Genomic DNA, 20,472 nt, shown 5'->3' on the forward strand with positions numbered 1-20,472 from the left:
CTTGTGGATCTTCGTGGCGTGCGCCTCCCCCAGCGCACCGCCGAAGATCCGGAAGTCATGCGCGTAGACGAAGACCGTCCGCCCCTCCACCGTCCCCCAGCCGGTGATCACACCATCGGTGTACGGCTTCTTCTCCTCCAGACCGAAACCGGTCGCCCGGTGCCGCCGCAACTGCTCCACCTCACGGAACGAACCCGCGTCCAGCAGCAGTTCGATGCGCTCCCGCGCGGTCAGCTTGCCCTTGGCATGCTGCGCCCGGGTCGCCTTCTCGCTCGGGCCGGCCAGTGCCTGGGCACGGATCTCGTGCAGTTCGGCCACGCGTCCGCGCGCGTCGGTCGGCTCACCCGGCGCCTCATCCAAAACGGTCATGTAGTGACCTTACGAAGCACACCGCTCTTTGCGAGCCGTCGACTCCTCACAGTCTCCGGGTCGTTTTCCTGGTAGCACTGAACAGAACCTTCGGGTCGTGCAGGCGTTCCGACTGCTCAGAGGCCCTCGCGCTTGTGGGGGTCGTACAAAGCCGTCAGCTGAGAGCCGCCTCACATGTGGGCGTCGCACATGCCTCCCTCGGAGTGACGCGGGTGCCGCAACCGAGGTCCGGTGGCCAGGATTTCCACGGACTAGGGAGCCTTGCGCACCTCCCTCACCGGGTGATCCCAATCGACCTCCACCGGTTCGCCCGTTCGGGTCGGCTCGCTCACGCCGAGGGTGACAGTACGCCCTTGACGGCGCAGGAGCACACCGGCCGGGCGGGAGGCGGTGGTGCCGGGCAGGCGGTACGGGTCGACCGTGGGCCAGAACCAGTCCGTGTACTGGTCGCCGCGGCCCGCCGCCCACCAGGTCAGCATTCCGGCGCCGGTGTGCCGGCCGCGCGGGTTCTCGCCGTTGCCGCACTCGTGGTGGGCGATGCGGTCGCTCGCCTTGGCGATGCACGCGGTGAACCGGGGCCGGCGGTGTACGGCCCCGGTCCATCGCGGCGAACAGGGCGGTGCCCCACGGGCGCGGGCGCGGCGGACGCGGGCCAGGCGGCGATCGCGCGCAGCCCGGCCAGGTCGGCCACGTCGGGCCCGCGGGCGCTGAGCGGCGGCGAGGATGTCGGTGAGCAGCCGAGGGGTGCCGATCCGCCACTCCCACCAGTTGCCGTGGGGCGTGCTGCCCGGGTGGGAGGCGGTGGCCGTCAGGTGGTCGGGGCCGCGCGGGACGTCAACGTCCTCCGTCGTCGCGGGGTCGCCGGTGCCGTGCCGCACGCAGGCGAGGGTCGTGGTCCGCAGGCGCGCGCAGGTGCCGGTGATGCCGGAAGGCGGGTCGAAGGGGCAGCCGGGCCGGAGGGACCCGGGGGCTGGGTCCGTGGCCGCCCGGAGGGCGCGGGCGTGTGCCCCGGTGGCGGCGGGCCGGGAAGCGTACGGATCGGCGGCCGGGTCGTAGCCGGTGCCGAGCGTGAGATCCGTCCGGCGCCGCCGCAGCGTGTCGTACGGGTCGTCCCGGCCGGGTCCCGGCCGCCGTCCCCGTGTCACGTCGCCGCACTCCGCGCCGGGACGCGGGGCCCCTGCCCGGCCGGGCAGCCGGGGACACGCCCGCGGGCACCGGGCCGGGCCGTGGGCGGGGTCAGCCGAAGCGGTTGAGCAGTTTGCGGTAGAGGCCGGGGGTGAGGGCGCGGACCCGGGCGGGGAGGGTGAGCCAGGACGGGATGTAGGTGTCGTCGCGGGCCTCGCCGACCGCGTCCCACACGGCGGCCGCGACCCGGCCGGGCGAGGTGGGGCGTGGCCGGGAGCGGTGGTACGGCCGGCCCCGGCGGGCGAAGAAGCCGGTCTCGACGGGCCCGGGCACGATCAGCGTGACCCCCACGCCTGTGCCGCGCAGTTCCTGCCGGAGCGCCTCGGCGAAGGCGGCCAGTCCGGCCTTGGCGGCGGAGTACACCGCCTCCTCGCGCACGCCCACCGTGCCGGCCACCGACCCGACCAGCACCACCCGGCCGCCACCCGAGGCGACCATGGCGGGCAGCACCTCGCGGACCAGGTGGAGGGTGGCGTTGAGGTCGAGGAAGAGCACCCGGTCGATGTCGGTGTGCGGCATGGTCAGGAAGGGCCCCGCCCAGCCGATGCCCGCCCCGGCGATCAGCAGGTCGACGCGTCCCGCCTCCCGCAGGGCGGCCTCGGCCAGCATCTTCGCCCCGTCCGGGGCGGCGAGGTCGGCGGGCAGGAGGACGGCGGACGTGCCCGAGGCCGTCTCTTCCAGCCGTCTCCGGTCGCGCCCGCTGAGCAGCAGATGCCAGCCGCCTGCGGCGAAGCGCCGGGCGGTGGCCGCGCCGATGCCCGAGGACGCGCCGGTGACAAGGGCGACCCGCCGGTCCGTGGGGGGCGGGCCCTGTCCGGGGGCCGCCGCCCCGGTGGGGACGGCGGAGGCGGCGGGATCCGCCGGGGGGTCGTAGGTGGAATCGGAGCCGGTGGTGGTCACGAGTCGGTCTCCCATGCGCTGTCGCTGCGGGCCTCGCCATCCAGGACACCCCCGGTCCGGTGCGCCTGCCAGCGCAGCGGCCCGTTCGCGGCAGCCGCGGCGGCGCCCCGCCGGTGCGAGCGGCCGCCCGTGAGCCGGGCGGGACGCGGGCGGTCGCCGGTCCCGTGCGCCACGCCCCAGGACCACTCCTGCGGGCCGCCGGGTGCGGCCATGCGGGCGTACGGGCAGTACGCGCCGCGCCGTGCCGGGTTACGAAAGGGACGTCCAGCTCCGATCCAGGCTCCGTGGCGAGGTCCCTCTGATGCGTCTGCTGCTCGTCCACCCCAGCGCCCTGATGTACTCCGAGATCTTCCTCCGGCTCGAACCCCTGGGTCTGGAGCGGGTGGCCGGTGCCGCGCGCGAGGCGGGTCACGAGGTCCGGGTGGTCGATCTGCAGGTGCTGAGCGTGCGGCGGCTGCGCGACGAGGTGCGCGCGTTCCGTCCGGAGGCGCTCGGCATCTCGCTGAACTACCTGGCGAACATCCCGGAGGCGATCCGGCTGGCGGAGCGGGTGAAGGAGGAGGTGCCGGGCTGCTTCGTGTTCCTCGGCGGCCACAGCGTCTCCTTCGTCGCCGAGGAGGTCGTCGAGCAGGCGGGGGGAGCCGTCGACGCCGTGGTGCGCGGGGAGGGCGAGCCGGTCGTGGCACCGCTGCTGGAGGCGGTGCGGGACGGCGGGGTGGACGGGGTGCCGGGCGTCGTCACGGCGTCGGGGCGCGGCCCGGCCCCGCTGATGCTGCACGGCATCGACACCCCGCTCCCGGCCCGTGACCTGATGCGCGGCAGGCGCCGCTACTTCATCGGGGAGCTGGACCCGTGCGCCTCGATCGAGTTCACCCGCGGCTGTCCCTGGGACTGCTCGTTCTGCTCGGCGTGGACCTTCTACGGCCGCAGCTACCGCAAGGCGTCCCCCGAGGCGGCGGCGGAGGACCTGGCGCGGATCCGCGAGCCGAACGTGTTCATCGTCGACGACGTGGCGTTCATCCGGCCCGAGCACGGCAACGCGATCGCGGCCGAGGTGGAGCGGCGCGGCATCCGCAAGCAGTACTACCTGGAGACCCGCGCCGACGTGCTGCTGCGTCACCCCGAGGTGTTCGAGCGCTGGGCGCGGCTGGGGCTGCGGTACATGTTCCTCGGCATGGAGGCGATCGACGCCGAAGGGCTGGACCTGTACCGCAAGCGAATCAGCCCCGACGAGAACCTGAAGGCGCTGGAGGTGGCCCGCCGGATGGGCATCCGGGTCGCCATCAACCTGATCGTGGACCCGGCGTGGGACGAGGAGCGGTTCCGGGTGGTGCGGGAGTTCGCGCTGGCCGTGCCCGAGATCGTGCACTTCACGGTGATGACGCCGTACCCGGGGACGGAGATCTGGCACACCGAGTCGCGCCGCCTCACCACCCGCGACTACCGGCTGTTCGACATCCAGCACGCGGTGGTGCCGACCACGCTGCCGCTGGACCGCTTCTACGAGGAGCTGGTGCGCACCCAGGCGGTCATCAACCGCAAGCACCTGGGGCTGCGCACGGCGTTCGGGGCGGCGCGCGTGCTGACCCGCAACCTGGCGCACGGGCAGACGAACTTCGCCCGCATGCTGTGGAAGTTCAACCAGGTGTACAACCCGCGCCGGCAGCTCGCCGACCACGCGCGTCCGGTGCGTCACGAACTGCCGCTCCCCCAGCGGCTGGACGTGGGCGACCGGCGCAAGCTCTACGTCCACACACGGGGCGCGACGCAGGGCGCTCCGTCCCGCCGAACGCCGGACTAGGCGGGCCCGGCCGATCACTATCACTCGTTCGAGCGAGGGATCACGACACCTTCCCCAAAAGATGTTGAACTTTGAAGGGAATGGGTCTACGGTGGGCCGTGTTGAGTTAGTTGAACATTCAACGTGATCTCCTCAGGAGGAACACCATGGGTCTCTTCGGCCGCAAGGACAACGACAACCGCGCCACCGACTCCGCGGTGAGCCCTGACCTCGCCGCGCTGACCGGCGAGTACACGATCGACCCGGCGCACACCACGATCGGTTTCGTGGCGCGCCACGCGATGGTCACCAACGTGAAGGGCAGCTTCAAGGACTTCACCGGCACCCTGCAGCTCGACGGCTCGGACCCGAGCCGCTCCACCGCCACGCTCGACGTGGTGATGGACAGCATCGACACGGGCAACGCCGACCGTGACGGTCACCTGAAGAGCGCGGACTTCTTCAAGACGGACGAGTTCCCGACGATGACGTTCCGCTCCACCAAGGCCGAGGCCCTGGGCGGCGACGACTACCGGATCACCGGTGATCTGAGCATCCTCGGCACCACCCGGCCGATCACCATCGACCTGGAGTTCAACGGCGCCGCGAAGGACCCGTTCGGCAACGAGCGCGTCGGCTTCGAGGGCAGGACCGAGATCCTGCGCTCCGAGTGGGGCCTGACCTGGAACGCCGGCCTGGAGACGGGCGGCGTGCTGGTGTCGGACAAGATCAAGCTGAACTTCGACATCTCGGCGATCCGCAAGGCGTGACGCCCCCTCGCGGCGGTCGACAGCACCCCGCGCCCGAGCGCGCCCGCTCCCCGGCACCCTGTGCGGGAGGGCGGGCGCTCGCGTGTCCGGGCACCACCGGCGGGCTGTGTGTGGGCACCACGGGCGTGCTATGTGCGGGCACCACGGGCGGGCCGTGTGCGGGCACCACCTGCGGGCCGTGTGCGGACACCACCGGCGGGCCGTGTGCGGACACCACCGGCGGGCCGTGTGCGGGCACCACCTGCGGGCCGTGTGCGGGCACCACCGGCGGGCTGTGTGGGGGGCACACCACCGGCGGCACCGGTGAGCGGTCAGAACCCTCCGCCGCCGAAGTCGCCGCCGCCACCGAAGCCGCCGCCGCCGAAGTCTCCGCCTCCGCCGAACCCGCCCCCGAAGTCACCGGGGTCGAAGTCGGCGCCCGAGACGTCGCCGCCGCCGTAGCCGCCGCCGAAGTCCCCGTAGCCGGAGCCGTAGTCGGCCGCGTAGCCCGGGCCGGCCATCACGCCGCCGAGCAGGGTGCCGACGAGCAGGCCGGGCAGCAGGCCGCCGCCGAAGTAGCCGCCGGCCCAGGGGCCGTACGCGGGCCCGGCCTCCCAGTAGGGACGGCGGCCGTACTCGGTGTCGACCTCGCGGACGGCGGGGTCCCGGCCGTCGGCCAGGCGTGCCCGGTCGGCCGCGCACACCGGCACCTCGCGCTCGGTCCCGCCGGGCGGCGTCCACCGGGCGTCGGCGACGGAGGGTCCGTGGCGCGGGTCGAAGAAGCAGGGCGGGCGGCGCTCCGGCACCGGCCTGCCCTCACGGCGGGCGGCCAGCGAGGCGAGCGCGAACCGGCCGTCCTCGACGGCCTGGGTCACCGCCCGGACGTCCTCCGGTTTGCCGGCGGCCGCCATGTGCGACTTGGACTGCTCGTAGGCGTCCAGCGCGCGCTCGTAGTCCGCGCGCATCGCGTCGTCCGCGCCGGGTTCGCCCGGGTGGAAGTCGAGACGGTCGAGTTCCTCGCCGAACGCGGTGATGTCCTCGTCCACGACGACCCGCAGCTTCTCCAGCGCGGCCCGCTGCTCCTCCTCGTGGCGGAGCCTGCGGCGGCGGGACAGCGCGTACGCTCCCGCTCCGCCGGCCGCCACCAGCGCGCCGACGGTGATCAGACCGCCGACCGGGACCTCGCCGGATCCGTCGTTCCAGGAGTTGGGCGCGCCGCCGCCGATGTTGCGTACGGCGCTGTCGACGAAGTCGTTCAGCTGGGCCTTGGCGTCGCCGGCGCTCTGCACCGACCCGACCAGGTTGGACACGCCCTGCCGGCTCAGCACGCTGCCGTCGGCCCGGGCGTCGAACCGGTCGCCGAGCCGCACGCCGTACAACCCGGTGACGCCGGTCTCGGTGCGCAGCTCGCGGAAGAGGTTCTGGGTGGGGAAGTCCGCCGGGAGGACCGCGATGAAGATCGGCTTGTCGGCGTCCTCGATCTTGTCGGCGAGGGCCTCGGCGTCGGACGCCGACAGGATGTCGCGGGCGGCGGGGTCGACGTAGACGGGACTGTCGCGGAGCTTCTCGGCGACGACGGAGAGATCCGTGGCCGCCTGCGCCCCCGGCGCGCCGGCCATCAGGACCGCCAGGGCGGCGGCCACCGGCAGGATCAGCAGGCGGAGGAGGGTGCGCGTCGATGCGGCCTTCATACCTTCGAAGCTACCTGAATACGCCTGGAAACGGACATCCGGACCGGTGGGCATTCGAACCGCCCGCCGGTCCGGTGTGGTCGGGACGCGGCTCGGTGGCCTCTCTCGTGCGGAAGACGTCGGCCGCGCCGGGCCGGATCAGGCGGGTTCGACCCGGGCGCGCAGCAGTCCGTAGGTGTAGGCGTCCTCCAGGGCCTGCCAGGAGGCGGCGATGACGTTCTCCGCGACGCCCACCGTCGACCACTCGCCCTCCCCGTCGGAGGTGGAGATCAGCACCCGGGTCGTGGACTGGGTGCCGTGCTTGCCCTCCAGGATGCGCACCTTGTAGTCGACCAGCTCCAGCTTGGCGAGCTGGGGGTAGATCTTCTCCAGGGCGACGCGCAGGGCGCGGTCGAGGGCGTTGACCGGGCCGTTGCCCTCGGCGGTGGCGACGATGCGCTCGCTCTTCGCCCACAGTTTCACGGTGGCCTCGTTGGCGTGGGTGCCGTCGGGACGGTCCTCGACGATCGCCCGCCACGACTCGACCTCGAAGTACCTCAGCGGCCTGCCCTCGGCCTCGGCGCGCAGCAGCAGTTCGAAGGAGGCGTCGGCGGCCTCGTAGGTGTAGCCCTTGAGCTCGCGCTCCTTGACCCGCTCCACGACCCGGCCGACGAGTTCGCGGTCGCCCCCGAGGTCGATGCCGAGTTCCTTGCCCTTGAGCTCGATGGAGGCGCGGCCGGCCATGTCGGAGACCAGCATCCTCATGGTGTTGCCGACCTGCTCGGGGTCGATGTGCTGGTACAGGTCGGGGTCGACCTTGATCGCGGAGGCGTGCAGTCCGGCCTTGTGGGCGAAGGCCGAGACGCCGACGTAGGGCTGGTGGGTGGAGGGGGTGAGGTTGACGACCTCGGCGATGGCGTGGGAGATGCGGGTCATCTCGCGCAGCCGGCCGTCGGGGAGGACCTTCTTGCCGTACTTCAGCTCCAGGGCCGCGACGACCGGGAACAGGTTGGCGTTGCCGACCCGCTCGCCGTATCCGTTGGCGGTGCACTGCACGTGCGTGGCGCCCGCGTCGACGGCGGCGAGGGTGTTGGCGACCGCGCAGCCGGTGTCGTCCTGGGCGTGGATGCCGAGCCGGGCGCCGGTGTCGGCGAGGACGGTGGCGACGACGGCCTGGATCTGCGCCGGGAGCATGCCGCCGTTGGTGTCGCACAGGACGACGACGTCGGCCCCGGCCTCGGCAGCGGCGCGGACGACGGCCTTGGCGTACTCGGGGTTGGCGCGGTAGCCGTCGAAGAAGTGCTCGCAGTCGACGAAGACGCGGCGGCCCCGCGCCTTGAGGTGGGAGACCGTGTCGCGGACCATCGCGAGGTTCTCGTCGAGGGTGGTCCGCAGCGCGAGCTCGACATGGCGGTCGTGGGACTTCGCGACGAGCGTGATCACCGGCGCGCCGGAGTCGAGCAGCGCCTTCACCTGCGGGTCCTGGTCGGCGGTGGTGCCGGCGCGGCGGGTGGCGCCGAAGGCGACCAGCTGGGCGTGGCGGAACTCGATCTCCTGCCGGGCGCGGGCGAAGAACTCGGTGTCGCGGGGGTTGGCGCCGGGCCAGCCGCCCTCGATGAAGCCCACGCCGAACTCGTCCAGGTGCCGTGCGATGGCCAGCTTGTCGGCGACCGTGAGGTTGATGCCCTCACGCTGGGCGCCGTCGCGCAGGGTGGTGTCGAAGACGTGGAACGAGTCGTCGAGCTCGCTGGGTGCGGTCATGGTCTGAAGGCTCCTGTATTGGATCTCGGTCTACCGGAATGACCGGTTCCACCGTTCCCCCATGGTCCCTCGCGCCCGGTTCCCGGCTGTGGGTGGGCCAGGAAACAGAAAAACCTCTCGCGGGTGCGAGAGGTCTGCGCGCGGGTCGAGGACGACGGTGTCCGCCCGTACGGTGTCGTACGTGCGGTCACTGCGGACCGGCGCGCCTGCTGCCAATAATCGTGGCGAACGAGAGCACGGGGGGATTTTGGCACACACCGCCCGCCCGTTCACCGTCCGTCTCAGGATGCGGGCGGAGCACCCGCTGCGGTGAGACGCCGAACCGGGTGCGCCGCCCGTCCTCAGCTCTGCGCGAGCAGCGTCTCGTCGGAGAACTCCCGTACGTGCTCCAGGACCTGGGGCCGGTCGGTGCCGCGCGGACCGATCGCCACGTGGATGGACAGACCGTCGAGCAGCGCGCGCAGCCGGGCGGCGTGGCGGTCGGCGTCGACCGCGCGGAACTCGCCCCGGGAGACGCCCTCGGCGAGCAGCGCCACCAGGTCCCGGTGCCGGGCGCCCTCGATCGCGGCCTGCCGGTCGCGCGCCTCGGCCTGCGCGTTCTGGGAGCGGTTCCACACCTCCAGCCACAGCGTCCGGTGCGGGTCGCGGTGTCCGTCGGGCACGTACAGTTCCACGTACGCGTCCAGGCGGGCGGTGCCGGTGCGGGCGAGCAGCCGGGCCCGTTCGGCGCCCAGGCGTCCCTCGCTCCACTCCAGGGTGCGCAGCAGCAGCTCTCCCCCTGGAGCCGAAGCAGTGGAGCAGGTGCCCGCTGCTCATCCCGGCCTCGCGGCCGAGCGCCGCCATGGTGAGCCGTTCCGGACCGCGCTCGGCGATCATCGCCATGGCGGCGGCGAGCACGTCCTCACGCGGCGGCGCGGGCGTACGAACGACGGGCGGCGGTCACGGAGCGGCCTCCACCCGTACGGAGTCCGGGACCAGCCTGGTCCCCCTGACGGGCGGAGTGGACACGAGCTTCCTGTTGTCGGGCGCGGTGGGCGGAGCGGCGTACGTGCCGGCGACGCGCCGCACTCCGAACCCCACGGCGCCCGCGACGCCCGTACGCGCGCCGGCGGACGAGCGGGTCTGGCAGCGCCGTACGGGCAGGAGGGGTCCGGAGCCGCAGCCCCGGACCCCTCACCCGTCACGCCAGCTTGTGCATCCAGCCGTGCTTGTCCTCCACCGTGCCGCGCTGGATGTCGAGGAGGGCCTGGCGGAGGCGGACGGTGACCTCGCCGGGCTCGCCGCCGCCCTGCTGCCACTCCCCGCTCGCGCGCTTCACCGTGCCGACCGGCGTGATGACGGCGGCCGTACCGCAGGCGAACACCTCGGTGAGGCTGCCGTTCTCGGAGTCGCGCTGCCACTGCTCGACGGAGACGCGACCCTCGACTGCCTCGTAGCCGAGGTCGCGGGCGACGCCCAGCAGGGAGTCACGGGTGACGCCCTCCAGGATCGACCCGGTGAGGGCCGGCGTGACGATCTTGTTCCCGTACACGAAGTACAGGTTCATGCCGCCCAGTTCCTCGACCCACTGGTGCTCGACCGCGTCGAGGTAGCAGACCTGGTCGCAGCCCTTGGCCGCCGCCTCGGCCTGCGCCAGCAGGGAGGCCGCGTAGTTGCCGCCGGTCTTGGCGTCACCCATGCCGCCGGGGACGGCGCGGACGCGGTCCTCGGAGACCCAGATGGACACCGGCTTCACCCCGCCCGGGAAGTAGGCGCCGGCCGGGGAGGCGATCACCAGGAACAGGTACTCGTTGGCGGGCTTCACGCCCAGCCCGACCTCGGTGGCGATCATGAAGGGCCGCAGGTACAGCGACTCCTCGCCGCCGTGCGCCGGGACCCACGCCTGGTCCTGGGCGACCAGCGCGTCGCACGCCTCGATGAAGGTCTCGACCGGCAGCTCCGGCATGGCCAGGCGCGCGGCGGAGCGCTGGAAGCGCTCGGCGTTCTTCTCGGGGCGGAAGGTGGCGACGGAGCCGTCGGGCTGCCGGTAGGCCTTGAGGCCCTCGAAGATCTCCTGCGCGTAGTGCAGCACGGTGGTCGCCGGGTCGAGGGAGATCGGCGCGTACGGGACGAGCTGGCCGTCGTGCCAGCCGCGGCCCTCGGTCCACTTGATCGTCACCATGTGGTCGGTGAAGTGGCGGCCGAAGCCGGGGTTGGCCAGGATCGCCTCGCGCTCCGCGTCGGAGAGCGGGTGGGCCGAGGGCTTGAGCTCGATCGTGGGCGTCGTCATGAGTGCTTGTCCTTCACCGATTGTAGTGACGGGCCGCGCACACGCCCGTACGGCCTGTGGCCAGTACCAGGACGTCCGAGCATTCCCTCAGTCCGCGGCTCCGCGTTCGATTATCGCCCGGCGGAGGTGGCGGAAGAAACAGGGTGATTGCGGCCCGGTGGTCGTCTACGTCACCCGGCGGTGAACAGACGAAACCGCCGGGTGCGGATGCGACCCGGCGGCTTCGAGTGGTGTCGAGGTGGCGCCGGGTCAGCCGGCTACTCGTGCGGCGAGCGCGTCGCCGATCTGAGAGGTGCTGCGGGCGGGCAGGCCACCGCGCTCCGCGAGGTCGGCGGAGACGGCGTCCTCGATGCGGGCGGCCTCGGCGTCGTGGCCGAGGTGACGCAGCAGGAGCGCGACGGACAGGACCGTGGCGGTGGGGTCCGCCTTGCCCTGCCCCGCGATGTCCGGGGCCGAGCCGTGCACGGGCTCGAACATGGACGGGAACTCGCGGCTCGGGTTGATGTTGCCGGAGGCCGCGACGCCGATGCCGCCGGAGACGGCCGCGGCGAGGTCGGTGATGATGTCGCCGAAGAGGTTGTCGGTGACGATGACGTCGAACCGGGCCGGGTCGGTGACCAGGTAGATGGTGGCGGCGTCGACGTGGATGTAGTCGGTGGTGACGTCCGGGTACTCCTCGGCCACCTTGTTGAAGACGTTCGTCCACAGGTGGCCGGCGAAGGTCAGCACGTTGTTCTTGTGGACCAGCGTCAGCTTCTTGCGCGGGCGGGCCTGGGCGCGGGCGAAGGCGTCGCGGACCACGCGCTCGACACCGAAGGCCGTGTTGACGGAGACCTCGGTGGCGACCTCGTGCGCGGTGCCCTTGCGGATGGTGCCGCCGTTGCCCGTGTAGGGACCCTCGGTGCCCTCACGGACGACCACGAAGTCGATCTCGGGCTGTCCGGCGAGCGGCGTGGCGACGCCCGGGAGGAGCTTCGACGGCCGCAGGTTGACGTGGTGGTCGAAGGCGAAGCGGAGCTTGAGCAGGAAGCCCCGCTCGAGAACCCCGGAGGGGACGCTCGGGTCGCCGATGGCGCCGAGCAGGATCGCGTCGTGCCGCTTGAGCGCGTCGAGGTCGGCGTCGGTGAGGGTCTCACCGGTGGCGTGGTAGCGCCGGGCGCCGAAGTCGAACTCCTTGGTCTCCAGCTTCACATCCTGCGGAAGGACGGCGGAGAGGACCTTCAGGCCTTCGGCCACGACCTCCTGGCCGATGCCGTCACCGGGGATCACTGCGAGATCGATGCTGCGAGACATGCGGGAACCCTACTCCTCGTCCCACGGGATGACATGCCGCGTCCGGCATACGGACACTCGGGCGTGTCAGCGCCGTGCCGGGCAGGCCGGCGGCCGGTCGAGCCGCCGGTCAGTGACCCGTCGAGCCGCCGTTGTCCCGGCGGTCGAGGGCACGCTGCAGGGCGGCGGCGGCGTTCTTGCGGTCGTTCTCGGCGCTGCGGACGGAACGGCGGACGCGGCGGCGGGCGGTCGTCTCGGGCATGGCTGATCGACTCCTTCGGAAGCGCGCGGAGAGATGCGGGTGCGCGGAGGGTGACGAGACGCCGGAAGGGGCGGGGAGCCACGGCCACAGGGGTCGCCTGCGTGGGGCCGGCTCACGACCGCCGTTCGCTGGATCGAGCGATGCGTTCGGCTCCTACAAAAGTAAGGGCGCCGGAAGCATCTGTCTGCACAATTACTTGGGCTTCCTACTATCTGAGACGGTGGAGTGGGTCACACCGTCCTGACCTGGGGCTTTCCCGGATGCGGACAGACGAACGGGCCAGGTCGGGGGGTGACCTGGCCCGTTCGCGATCGGGGTGGGCGTCAGCCCATGTGCGGGTACGTGTAGTCGGTCGGCGGGACCAGCGTCTCCTTGATGGCGCGGGTCAGCGTCCAGCGCATCAGGTTCTGCGGGGCGCCGGCCTTGTCGTTGGTGCCGGAGGCCCGGCCGCCGCCGAAGGGCTGCTGGCCGACCACGGCACCGGTCGACTTGTCGTTGATGTAGAAGTTGCCGGCCGCGTAGCGCAGCTTCTCCATCGTGTACGCCGCCGCCGCGCGGTCGTTCGCGACGACCGAGCCGGTGAGGGCGTAGTCCGACACCGACTCCATCTGGGTCAGCATCTCGTCGTACTTGTCGTCCTCGTAGACGTGGACGGCGAGGATCGGGCCGAAGTACTCGGTGCGGAACACCTCGTTCTCCGGGTCGGTGCACTCGATGACGGTCGGGCGCACGAAGTACCCCACCGAGTCGTCGTAGGAGCCGCCCGCGACGATCGTGCAGGCCGGGTCCTCCTGGGCGCGGTCGATGGCGGCCTTGTTCTTGGCGAAGGACCGCTCGTCGATGACGGCGCCGACGAAGTTGGACAGGTCGGTGACGTCACCCATCGCGATGCCGTCCACCTCGGCCGCGAACTCCTCCTTGAAGCCGGAGTTCCAGATCGAGGCCGGGATGTAGGCGCGCGAGGTGGCCGAGCACTTCTGGCCCTGGTACTCGAAGGCGCCGCGGGTCAGCGCGGTCTTGAGGATCGCGGGGTCGGCGCTCGGGTGGGCGACGACGAAGTCCTTGCCGCCGGTCTCGCCGACCAGACGCGGGTAGGTGCGGTACTTCTCGATGTTCTGGCCGACCGTCTTCCACAGGTGCTGGAAGGTCTTGGTCGAGCCGGTGAAGTGGATGCCCGCCAGGTCGCGGTGGGCGAGGGCCACCTCGGACACGGCGAGGCCGTCGCCGGTGACGAGGTTGATGACGCCCTTGGGCAGTCCGGCCTCCTCCAGCAGCCGCATCAGCAGCACGGCGGCGTGGGTCTGCGTCGGGGACGGCTTCCACACCACGACGTTGCCCATCAGCGCGGGCGCGGTGGGCAGGTTGGCCGCGATGGCGCTGAAGTTGAAGGGCGTGATCGCGTAGACGAAGCCCTCCAGCGGCCGGTGGTCGAGACGGTTCCACACGCCCGGGGAGTTGGCCGGGGGCTGCTCGGCGAGGATGCCGCGCGCGTAGTGGACGTTGAAGCGCCAGAAGTCGACCAGCTCGCAGGGGCTGTCGATCTCGGCCTGCTGGGCGGTCTTGGACTGGCCCAGCATGGTGGAGGCGGCGATGGTCTCGCGCCAGGGGCCGGCCAGCAGCTCGGCGGCGCGCAGGATGATGGCCGCGCGGTCGTCGAAGGACATCGCGCGCCAGGCGGGGGCGGCGGCGAGGGCCGCGTCGATGGCGTCCTGGGCGTCCTGCCGGGTGGCGTTGGCGTAGGTGCCGAGGCGGGCCTTGTGGTTGTGCGGCTGCACGACGTCGAAGCGCTCGCCGCCGCCCATCCGCTTCTCACCGCCGATGGTGCAGGGCAGGTCGACCGGATTGTCGGCCAGCTCCTTGAGCTTGGCCTCCAGCCGGGCCCGCTCGGGGGTGCCGGGGGCGTAGCCGTGCACCGGCTCGTTGACGGGGGTGGGGACCTGGGTCACAGCGTCCATGGGTTCCGTAACTCCTTGTGTGAGCGGTGTGGTGTCAGCCCTTGGTGATCATGCTGCGGGCGAAGAACCGGAGGTTGGCCGGCTTCTCCGCCAGACGCCGCATGAAGTAGCCGTACCAGTCGGTGCCGTAGGCGGTGTAGACGCGCATGCGGTGGCCCTCGGCGGCGAGCCGCAGGTGCTCGTCCCCGCGGATGCCGTAGAGCATCTGGAACTCGTACTCGTCGAGCTTGCGTCCGGCGGTGCGGGCCAGTTCCTGCGCGATGGAGATCAGGCGCGGGTCGTGCGACCCGATCATCGGGTAGCCCTCGCCCTCCATCAGCGTCCGCAGGATGCGCACGTACGCCTTGTCGATCTCGTGCTTCTGCTGGTAGGCGACCTCGGCGGGCTCCTTGTAGGCGCCCTTCACCAACCGTACGCGACTGCCGGCCGCGGCAAGGCGGCGCGCGTCCTCCTCGGTGCGGAAGAGGTAGGCCTGGATGACGCAGCCGGTCTGCGGGAAGTCCTTCCGCAGCTCCTCGTGGATGGCGAACATCGAGTCGAGGGTGGTGTGGTCCTCGGCGTCGAGGGTGACCGTGGTGCCGATCTCGGCGGCGGCCTCGACGACCGGGCGGACGTTGGCGAGGGCCAGTTCGTGGCCGTCGGACAGCGCCTGGCCGAACATCGACAGCTTCACCGACATCTCGGCGCGCGGGCCGAGCTCCAGCGACTTCAGCCGGCCGATCAGCTCCAGGTACGCGTCACGGGCGGCGGCGGCCTGCGCGGGCGTGGTGATGTCCTCGCCGACGACGTCCATGGTCAGCTCGAGCCCGTTGCCGGTGAGCTCCTGGACGATGGGCAGGATCTCGTCGACGGTCTCACCGGGGATGAAGCGGTCGACGACCTGCTTGGTCACCGGGGCCGCCGAGATCAGGCGTCGCATCCGGTCGCTGCGCGACGCGGCGAGAATCACGGGACCCAGCACGGGGCACCTCCACAAGCTGCATGAGGCCGCCACCCGACGTTTCGGGGACGGCACGGAGAACCACCGTGAAACCTAAGGATGGTCCCGATCCTGGGCCATCGACAGACGTCACGCATCCCTGAACCAGATCTCAGACAGATGTATGAAGGGCGCCGGTTTTTGCGGCAGAATGCCCGGGTGACGTCGGAATACAGGGACGACTACCAGGAGCTGGTGGACGAGATCTCGGAGCTCCTCGGCGCTCCGGCGACCCTGGAGAACCGCGACTTCGAGCTGATCGCCTTCGGCGCGTACGACAGCGAGGGCGACCTCGACCCGTCCGCCCTGGATCCGGTGCGCGCCCGCTCGATCCTGACCCGGCGTTCCACGGCGGCGGTCCGCGCCTGGTTCGAGGGCTTCGGCATCACCCGCGCGACCGGCCCGGTCCACATCCCGCGCACCCCGGAGGCGGGCGTGCACCGGGGGCGAGTCTGCCTGCCGGTGCGCCATCGCGGGGTCGCCCTCGGATACGTCTGGCTCCTGGAGGACGACCCGGGGCCGACACCGGAGCAGCTGGACGCGGCCATGCGGGTGACGGCGCGGATCGGCGCGCTGCTCGCGGACGAGGCCCAGCACGGCGCGGACCTCACACGTGAGCTGCGCGCGGTACTGACCGCGGAGCGGGACTGGCAGCGGGACATGGCGGTCGCCGAGCTGCGCACCGCCCTCGGCCCCCGCGCCGAGGGCCTGCACACGGTGGTGTGCGTCGCCCCCTGGCCGTCCGCCGATCCCGACGACGCGCCCTCGGTCCGTACGGTGCCGGGGGCGACGGCGCTGTGCACCCTGCCGTGGGGCGCCACCTCGGTGTCGCTGGCACTGCTGCTGCGGCTGCGCTCGACCGACGTGCTGTCACCGGCGACGACGGCGGCCGGCCGGCTGCTGGAACGGGCCCGCGCCAGCCGTCCGGCGGGCCGGCCCGGGCCTCCTCCGGTGGCCGCCGGCATCGCCGCGCCCCGCACCGGCCTGGCCGATCTGGGAACCGCCTGGGACGAGGCGTCCGCGTCGGCGCGGGCGGCGCTGGCCGAACCCCGCCTCGGACCGGTGGCCCGCTGGGCGTCGATCGGCCCGTACCGTCTGCTGACCGCGCTGTCCCCGGGCGCCGCCCACGACCCGGCGGTCAGCCCGCTGCTCTCCCCCGCGCACACGGAGCTGGCCCGCACCGCCGAGGCGTACCTCGACTGCGCGGGCCAGGCCGGGCGCACGGCGGCGGAGCTGGGCATCCACCGTCAGACGCTGTACTACCGGCTGTCGCGGATCGAGCAGCTCACGGGCCTGGACCTGGACGACGGCGAGGACCGCCTGCTGCTGCACATGGCGCTCAAGGCGCACCGTCTGTAGACATTCCGCTCGTGGCCGCCTCCACCACCTGGCGCAGGCCGTCGGTGAGCCGCTCGGCGTCGGGCGCGCTGTCCGGGTCGAAGGTCCACTGGGCGATGAGGCCCGTCATCAGCGTCACGTAGAAGGAGCCCACGGTGTCGGCGGTCGCGTCGGACACGTCCTCCTCCCGGCCGCCCATGAGAAGGGGCACCAGTCCGCGCCCCGCCTCGCGCTGGGCCGCCGCGAGGTGCGCGCGCACCTCGGGCATCCGGTCGCCCATGGCGAGCACCTCCATGCTGAGCCGCCACATCGAGCCGGGGTCCTTCATGGTGGCGATGATGTTCGCCCACACCCGCTCGAACCGCTCCAGCGATCCGGGCACGGCCTCGTCCACCGTGCCGTCGCCGTCGAAGGCGTCGCCCATGCCCTCCACGAGGGAGACGTAGGCCTGGGCGAGCAGCGCGTCCTTGGAGCCGTAGTGGTAGCCGATGGACGCGAGGTTGGTGCCCGACTCCTTGACGATGTCGCGCGCCGTCGTGCGCACGAACCCCTTGGCCAGCAGGCAGCGCTTGGCGCCCTCGAGCAGATCCTCACGGTGTCCCATGACGGCAGCCTACCCCGCGGTCCATACGCACGTCTTACACAGACGTCCTAGACGCGCGTATAAGACGTGCGTACAGTCACCGGCATGACACCTGACACCCACCCGCCCCGGGCCGGCCGCCGTGAGTGGACCGCGCTCTGCGTGCTGATGCTGCCGCTGCTGCTGGTCTCGATGGACGTCTCCGTCCTCTACTTCGCGATCCCGCAGATCAGCGCCGATCTGGAGCCGACCGGCACCCAGCAGCTGTGGATCTTCGACATCTACGGCTTCGTACTGGCCGGACTGCTGATGACCATGGGCGCGCTCGGCGACCGCATCGGCCGCCGCAGGCTGCTGCTCGTCGGCGCGGCCGCCTTCGGCGCCGCCTCCCTGCTCGCCGCCTACGCGCACAGCGCGGAGACCCTGATCGTGGCGCGCGCGATCCTCGGCATCGGCGGCGCCACCCTGATGCCGTCGACGATGGCGCTGGTCCGCACGATGTTCACCGACTCCGGCCAGCGGGCGAAGGCCATCGGGCTGTGGTCCGGGGTGATGACGGGCGGCATCGCGCTCGGCTCGGTGATGAGCGGGCTGCTGGTCGGGCACTTCTGGTGGGGCTCGGTCTTCCTGGTCAACCTGCCCGCGATGGTCCTGCTGCTGGTGCTCGGTCCGGTGCTGCTCCCCGAGTCGCGCAACCCCTCCCCCGGCCGCTTCGACCTGCTGAGCGTCCCGCTGTCGATGGCCGCGGTGCTGTCCTTCGTCTACGGCCTGAAGGAGCTGCCCTCCGAGGGCTGGAACGTCCGGTACGTCGTCTCGATCACCGTCGGCCTGCTGTTCGGCGCGCTGTTCGTGCACCGGCAGCGCACCGCGAAGTCACCGATGATCCCGCCCGCGCTGTTCCGCGGGCACGGCTTCAGTCCCGCGCTCGTCCTCAACACCCTGTCGGCGCTCGGGATGATGGGCTCCGCGATCTTCACCACCCAGTACCTGCAGTCGGTGCTCGACAAGAGCGCGCTGGAGGCCGCGCTGTGGAGTCTGCTGCCGTCGGTGCTCATCGGCGTCGCCGCCCCGGTCGCGGCGACGCTGGTGCAGCGCGGGGCGGAGCGCGCGCACGTCGTCACCGCCGGGTTCGTGATCTCCGCCTGCGGCTACGGACTGCTCGCCCTGGCCGGGACGGACTCCCTGTGGCTGGTGCTGGCGGCGTGCGGGGTGATGGCCGCCGGCATCGTCGTCGTGATGTCCCTGCTCACCGACCTGGCGCTGAGCTCCGCCCCCGTGGACCGGGCGGGCGCCGCGTCCTCCCTGCTGGAGACCGGCACCGAGTTCGGCGGCGCCCTGGGCATGGCCGCCCTCGGGTCGATCGGCGCGGCCGTCTACCGGCACGCGATGCCGGACGCCGCGCCCGAGCCGGCGCGGGAGACCCTCGGCGGGGCGCTCGCCGTCGCCGCCGAGATGCCGGGGCGCGCGGGGGACGCTCTGGCCACGGCGGCACGAGAGGCGTTCACCGAGGGAATGCGGGGCGCGGCGATCGCCGGGGCGCTGCTGCTCCTGATCGCGGCGGGGATCGCGGTGGCGGGCCTGCGGCACATCCGGGTACGTCCGGACACGGAAAACGCCGGACAGGCCGAGGAACTCAGCCCGTCCGGCGTGTGAGCCCTGACGAAGGGTGCGGTCAGACCAGGTTCACGGAACGGGCCGAGGTCGCCCCGATCTCCGCGGCCAGCTCACCCAGCACCGTGGTCGTCACGGTGTCGTCGACCGTCAGCACGGCGAGCGCCTCGCCGCCGACCGTCGCCCGGGCGACCTGCATGCCGGCGATGTTGATGCCCGCCTCGCCGAGGATGCGGCCCACGGTGCCGACGACACCCGGGCGGTCCTCGTAGCGCAGGACGACCATGTGGTCGGCGAGCGCGAGCTCGACGTCGTACTCGCCGACCGCGACGATCTTCTGGACGTGCTTGGGACCGGCCAGCGTGCCGGAGACCGAGATCTCCTCGCCGTCCGCGAGGGTGCCGCGCACGGTGACCACGTTGCGGTGCTCGGCCGACTCCGAGCTGGTGGTCAGCCGGACCTCGACGCCGCGCTCCTGGGCGAACAGCGGGGCGTTGACGTAGGACACGGTCTCGTCGACGACGTCCTCGAAGACACCCTTGAGCGCGGAGAGTTCGAGCACCTTCACGTCGTGCTGGGTGATCTCGCCGTACACCTCGACGTCGAGGCGGACCGCGACCTCGCCCGCCAGCGCTGTGAAGATCCGGCCGAGGCGCTCGGCCAGCGGCAGGCCGGGCTTGACGTCCTCGGCGATGACACCGCCCTGCACGTTCACCGCGTCGGGGACCAGCTCACCGGCGAGCGCCAGGCGCACCGAACGGGCGACCGCGATACCGGCCTTCTCCTGGGCCTCGTCGGTGGAGGCGCCGAGGTGCGGGGTGCAGACGACCTGGTCGAACTCGAAGAGCGGGGAGTCGGTGCAGGGCTCCTTGGCGTACACGTCGAGGCCGGCGCCGGCGACGCGGCCCTCCTTGAGCGCCGAGTACAGCGCCTCCTCGTCGACGATGCCGCCGCGCGCGGCGTTGATGACGCGCACGCTCGGCTTGACCTTGCGCAGCGCCTCGTCGCCGATCAGCCCGAGGGTCTCGGGGGTCTTCGGCAGGTGCACGGTGATGAAGTCGGAGACCTCGAGCAGCTCGTCGAGGGACAGCACCTTCACGCCCATCTGCGCGGCGCGCGCCGGCTGGACGTAGGGGTCGTAGGCGACGACCTTCATGCCGAAGGCCGACATGCGCTGCGCGACGAGGGCGCCGATGCGGCCCAGACCCACGACACCGAGGGTCTTCTCAGCGAGCTCGACGCCCGTGTACTTGCTGCGCTTCCACTCGCCGTTCTTCAGCGCGGCGTTGGCCTGCGGGATGTTGCGCGCGGTGGCGACGATCAGACCGCAGGCGAGCTCGGCGGCGGTGACGATGTTGGAGGTGGGGGCGTTGACGACCATCACGCCGGCCTTGGTGGCGGCGGAGACGTCGACGTTGTCGAGGCCGACGCCGGCTCGCGCGACGACCTTCAGCTTGTTCGCCGCGGCGATCGCCTCGGCGTCCACCTTGGTGGCGGAGCGGATCAGGATGGCGTCGACGTCGGCGATGGCGGGGAGCAGTTCGGCTCGGTCCGCGCCGTTGCAGTGCCGGATCTCGAAGTCCGGGCCGAGTGCGTCGACTGTGGCGGGCGACAGCTCTTCAGCGATGAGTACGACGGGTTTCGAGCTCACGTGAGTCCTCACAAGTCCCATTGCGGACGGCCGTCCCGACGGCCGCAGGCGGTGAAGAAGTGCTAGCCGCGTGGAAGACGCACGACGCTGTGGGCCTGACGCGTATGTAGTGCAGCAGTGTAGTGGCGCCGAGGGCGT

16 protein-coding genes and 2 pseudogenes are annotated in these 20,472 nt (G+C 72.0%); 4 read left to right on the forward strand and 14 right to left on the reverse strand.

The window, feature by feature from the left end; all coding sequences use genetic code 11:
• From B100_RS34440 to B100_RS0129670, 4 genes and pseudogenes are all read right to left on the reverse strand, one after another.
• Positions 1–369: carboxyl transferase domain-containing protein (locus tag B100_RS34440; RefSeq protein ID WP_037723774.1), on the reverse strand; the 369-nt coding region annotated here is incomplete at its 3' end.
• 383 nt (positions 370–752) lie between these two features.
• Positions 753–1,514: pseudogene (locus tag B100_RS0129660) on the reverse strand (polysaccharide lyase family 8 super-sandwich domain-containing protein); the annotation flags it as partial.
• 91 nt (positions 1,515–1,605) lie between these two features.
• On the reverse strand, positions 1,606–2,454 hold the full coding sequence (locus B100_RS0129665; protein ID WP_024888012.1) for an SDR family NAD(P)-dependent oxidoreductase: 849 nt from the start codon (positions 2,452–2,454) through the stop codon (positions 1,606–1,608).
• Entirely contained in the window at positions 2,451–2,666 is a 216-nt protein-coding gene (locus B100_RS0129670; protein WP_024888013.1) for a hypothetical protein, read from the reverse strand. Before B100_RS0129670 ends, B100_RS0129665 begins: the two co-directional genes overlap by 4 nt.
• Before the next feature lie 89 nt (positions 2,667–2,755).
• Here B100_RS0129670 and hpnR point away from each other — a divergent pair, with 89 nt between their 5' ends.
• Positions 2,756–4,255, forward strand: a complete 1,500-nt coding sequence (gene hpnR, locus B100_RS0129675; protein ID WP_024888014.1) for a hopanoid C-3 methylase HpnR — start codon at positions 2,756–2,758, stop codon at positions 4,253–4,255.
• 146 nt (positions 4,256–4,401) lie between these two features.
• Positions 4,402–5,004, forward strand: a complete 603-nt coding sequence (locus B100_RS0129680) for a YceI family protein (protein ID WP_024888015.1) — start codon at positions 4,402–4,404, stop codon at positions 5,002–5,004.
• A gap of 311 nt (positions 5,005–5,315) precedes the next feature.
• On the opposite strand, the gene B100_RS0129685 is transcribed toward B100_RS0129680, so the two are convergent.
• The 8 genes and pseudogenes from B100_RS0129685 to B100_RS0129720 form a co-directional block, all read right to left on the reverse strand.
• Positions 5,316–6,674: a hypothetical protein gene (locus B100_RS0129685; protein WP_024888016.1), complete on the reverse strand. Its 1,359-nt coding sequence runs from the start codon at positions 6,672–6,674 to the stop codon at positions 5,316–5,318.
• Between the two features lie 138 nt (positions 6,675–6,812).
• Positions 6,813–8,414 (reverse strand): citramalate synthase, encoded by a 1,602-nt coding sequence (gene cimA, locus B100_RS0129690; protein ID WP_024888017.1) that lies wholly within the window; start codon positions 8,412–8,414, stop codon positions 6,813–6,815.
• Between the two features lie 341 nt (positions 8,415–8,755).
• Positions 8,756–9,296: pseudogene (locus B100_RS34445) on the reverse strand (TetR/AcrR family transcriptional regulator).
• A 298-nt stretch (positions 9,297–9,594) separates the two neighbouring features.
• On the reverse strand, positions 9,595–10,683 hold the full coding sequence (locus B100_RS0129700; protein ID WP_024888018.1) for a branched-chain amino acid aminotransferase: 1,089 nt from the start codon (positions 10,681–10,683) through the stop codon (positions 9,595–9,597).
• A gap of 249 nt (positions 10,684–10,932) precedes the next feature.
• On the reverse strand, positions 10,933–11,976 hold the full coding sequence (locus B100_RS0129705; RefSeq protein WP_024888019.1) for a 3-isopropylmalate dehydrogenase: 1,044 nt from the start codon (positions 11,974–11,976) through the stop codon (positions 10,933–10,935).
• Positions 11,977–12,085: 109 nt separating this feature from the next.
• On the reverse strand, positions 12,086–12,217 hold the full coding sequence (locus B100_RS37800) for a hypothetical protein (protein ID WP_106967124.1): 132 nt from the start codon (positions 12,215–12,217) through the stop codon (positions 12,086–12,088).
• Between the two features lie 323 nt (positions 12,218–12,540).
• On the reverse strand, positions 12,541–14,172 hold the full coding sequence (gene pruA / locus B100_RS0129715) for an L-glutamate gamma-semialdehyde dehydrogenase (protein ID WP_024888020.1): 1,632 nt from the start codon (positions 14,170–14,172) through the stop codon (positions 12,541–12,543).
• 34 nt (positions 14,173–14,206) lie between these two features.
• Positions 14,207–15,133, reverse strand: coding sequence for a proline dehydrogenase family protein (locus B100_RS0129720; RefSeq protein WP_024888021.1), 927 nt, complete (start codon positions 15,131–15,133; stop codon positions 14,207–14,209).
• Between the two features lie 138 nt (positions 15,134–15,271).
• Here B100_RS0129720 and B100_RS0129725 point away from each other — a divergent pair, with 138 nt between their 5' ends.
• Positions 15,272–16,510 (forward strand): helix-turn-helix domain-containing protein, encoded by a 1,239-nt coding sequence (locus B100_RS0129725; RefSeq protein ID WP_199785301.1) that lies wholly within the window; start codon positions 15,272–15,274, stop codon positions 16,508–16,510.
• Here B100_RS0129725 and B100_RS0129730 read toward each other — a convergent pair.
• The gene (locus B100_RS0129730) at positions 16,491–17,093 is read right to left on the reverse strand and encodes a TetR/AcrR family transcriptional regulator (RefSeq protein WP_024888023.1); all 603 of its coding nucleotides are present in this window, start codon (positions 17,091–17,093) and stop codon (positions 16,491–16,493) included. The genes B100_RS0129725 and B100_RS0129730 overlap by 20 nt on opposite strands.
• An 84-nt stretch (positions 17,094–17,177) precedes the next feature.
• On the opposite strand from B100_RS0129730, the gene B100_RS0129735 reads away from it, so the two are divergent.
• A complete protein-coding gene (locus B100_RS0129735) occupies positions 17,178–18,725 on the forward strand; it encodes an MFS transporter (protein WP_024888024.1) in 1,548 nt (515 codons plus the stop codon).
• Between the two features lie 19 nt (positions 18,726–18,744).
• On the opposite strand, the gene serA is transcribed toward B100_RS0129735, so the two are convergent.
• Entirely contained in the window at positions 18,745–20,334 is a 1,590-nt protein-coding gene (gene serA / locus B100_RS0129740; RefSeq protein WP_024888025.1) for a phosphoglycerate dehydrogenase, read from the reverse strand.
• Between the last annotated feature and the right edge of the window lie 138 nt (positions 20,335–20,472).

Source organism: Streptomyces sp. CNH189, from assembly GCF_000527195.1.

Excerpts from the sequence above, each read along its gene's own strand:
- B100_RS0129730 (WP_024888023.1), bottom strand. The coding sequence starts at position 17,093 with ATGGGACACCGTGAGGATCTGCTCGAGGGCGCCAAGCGCTGCCTGCTG.
- B100_RS0129685 (WP_024888016.1), bottom strand. The coding sequence starts at position 6,674 with ATGAAGGCCGCATCGACGCGCACCCTCCTCCGCCTGCTGATCCTGCCG.
- B100_RS0129735 (WP_024888024.1), top strand. The coding sequence starts at position 17,178 with ATGACACCTGACACCCACCCGCCCCGGGCCGGCCGCCGTGAGTGGACC.
- pruA (WP_024888020.1), bottom strand. The coding sequence starts at position 14,172 with ATGGACGCTGTGACCCAGGTCCCCACCCCCGTCAACGAGCCGGTGCAC.
- cimA (WP_024888017.1), bottom strand. The coding sequence starts at position 8,414 with ATGACCGCACCCAGCGAGCTCGACGACTCGTTCCACGTCTTCGACACC.
- B100_RS0129670 (WP_024888013.1), bottom strand. The coding sequence starts at position 2,666 with ATGGCCGCACCCGGCGGCCCGCAGGAGTGGTCCTGGGGCGTGGCGCAC.
- hpnR (WP_024888014.1), top strand. The coding sequence starts at position 2,756 with ATGCGTCTGCTGCTCGTCCACCCCAGCGCCCTGATGTACTCCGAGATC.
- B100_RS0129680 (WP_024888015.1), top strand. The coding sequence starts at position 4,402 with ATGGGTCTCTTCGGCCGCAAGGACAACGACAACCGCGCCACCGACTCC.
- B100_RS37800 (WP_106967124.1), bottom strand. The coding sequence starts at position 12,217 with ATGCCCGAGACGACCGCCCGCCGCCGCGTCCGCCGTTCCGTCCGCAGC.
- B100_RS0129725 (WP_199785301.1), top strand. The coding sequence starts at position 15,272 with ATGTATGAAGGGCGCCGGTTTTTGCGGCAGAATGCCCGGGTGACGTCG.
- B100_RS0129705 (WP_024888019.1), bottom strand. The coding sequence starts at position 11,976 with ATGTCTCGCAGCATCGATCTCGCAGTGATCCCCGGTGACGGCATCGGC.
- B100_RS0129700 (WP_024888018.1), bottom strand. The coding sequence starts at position 10,683 with ATGACGACGCCCACGATCGAGCTCAAGCCCTCGGCCCACCCGCTCTCC.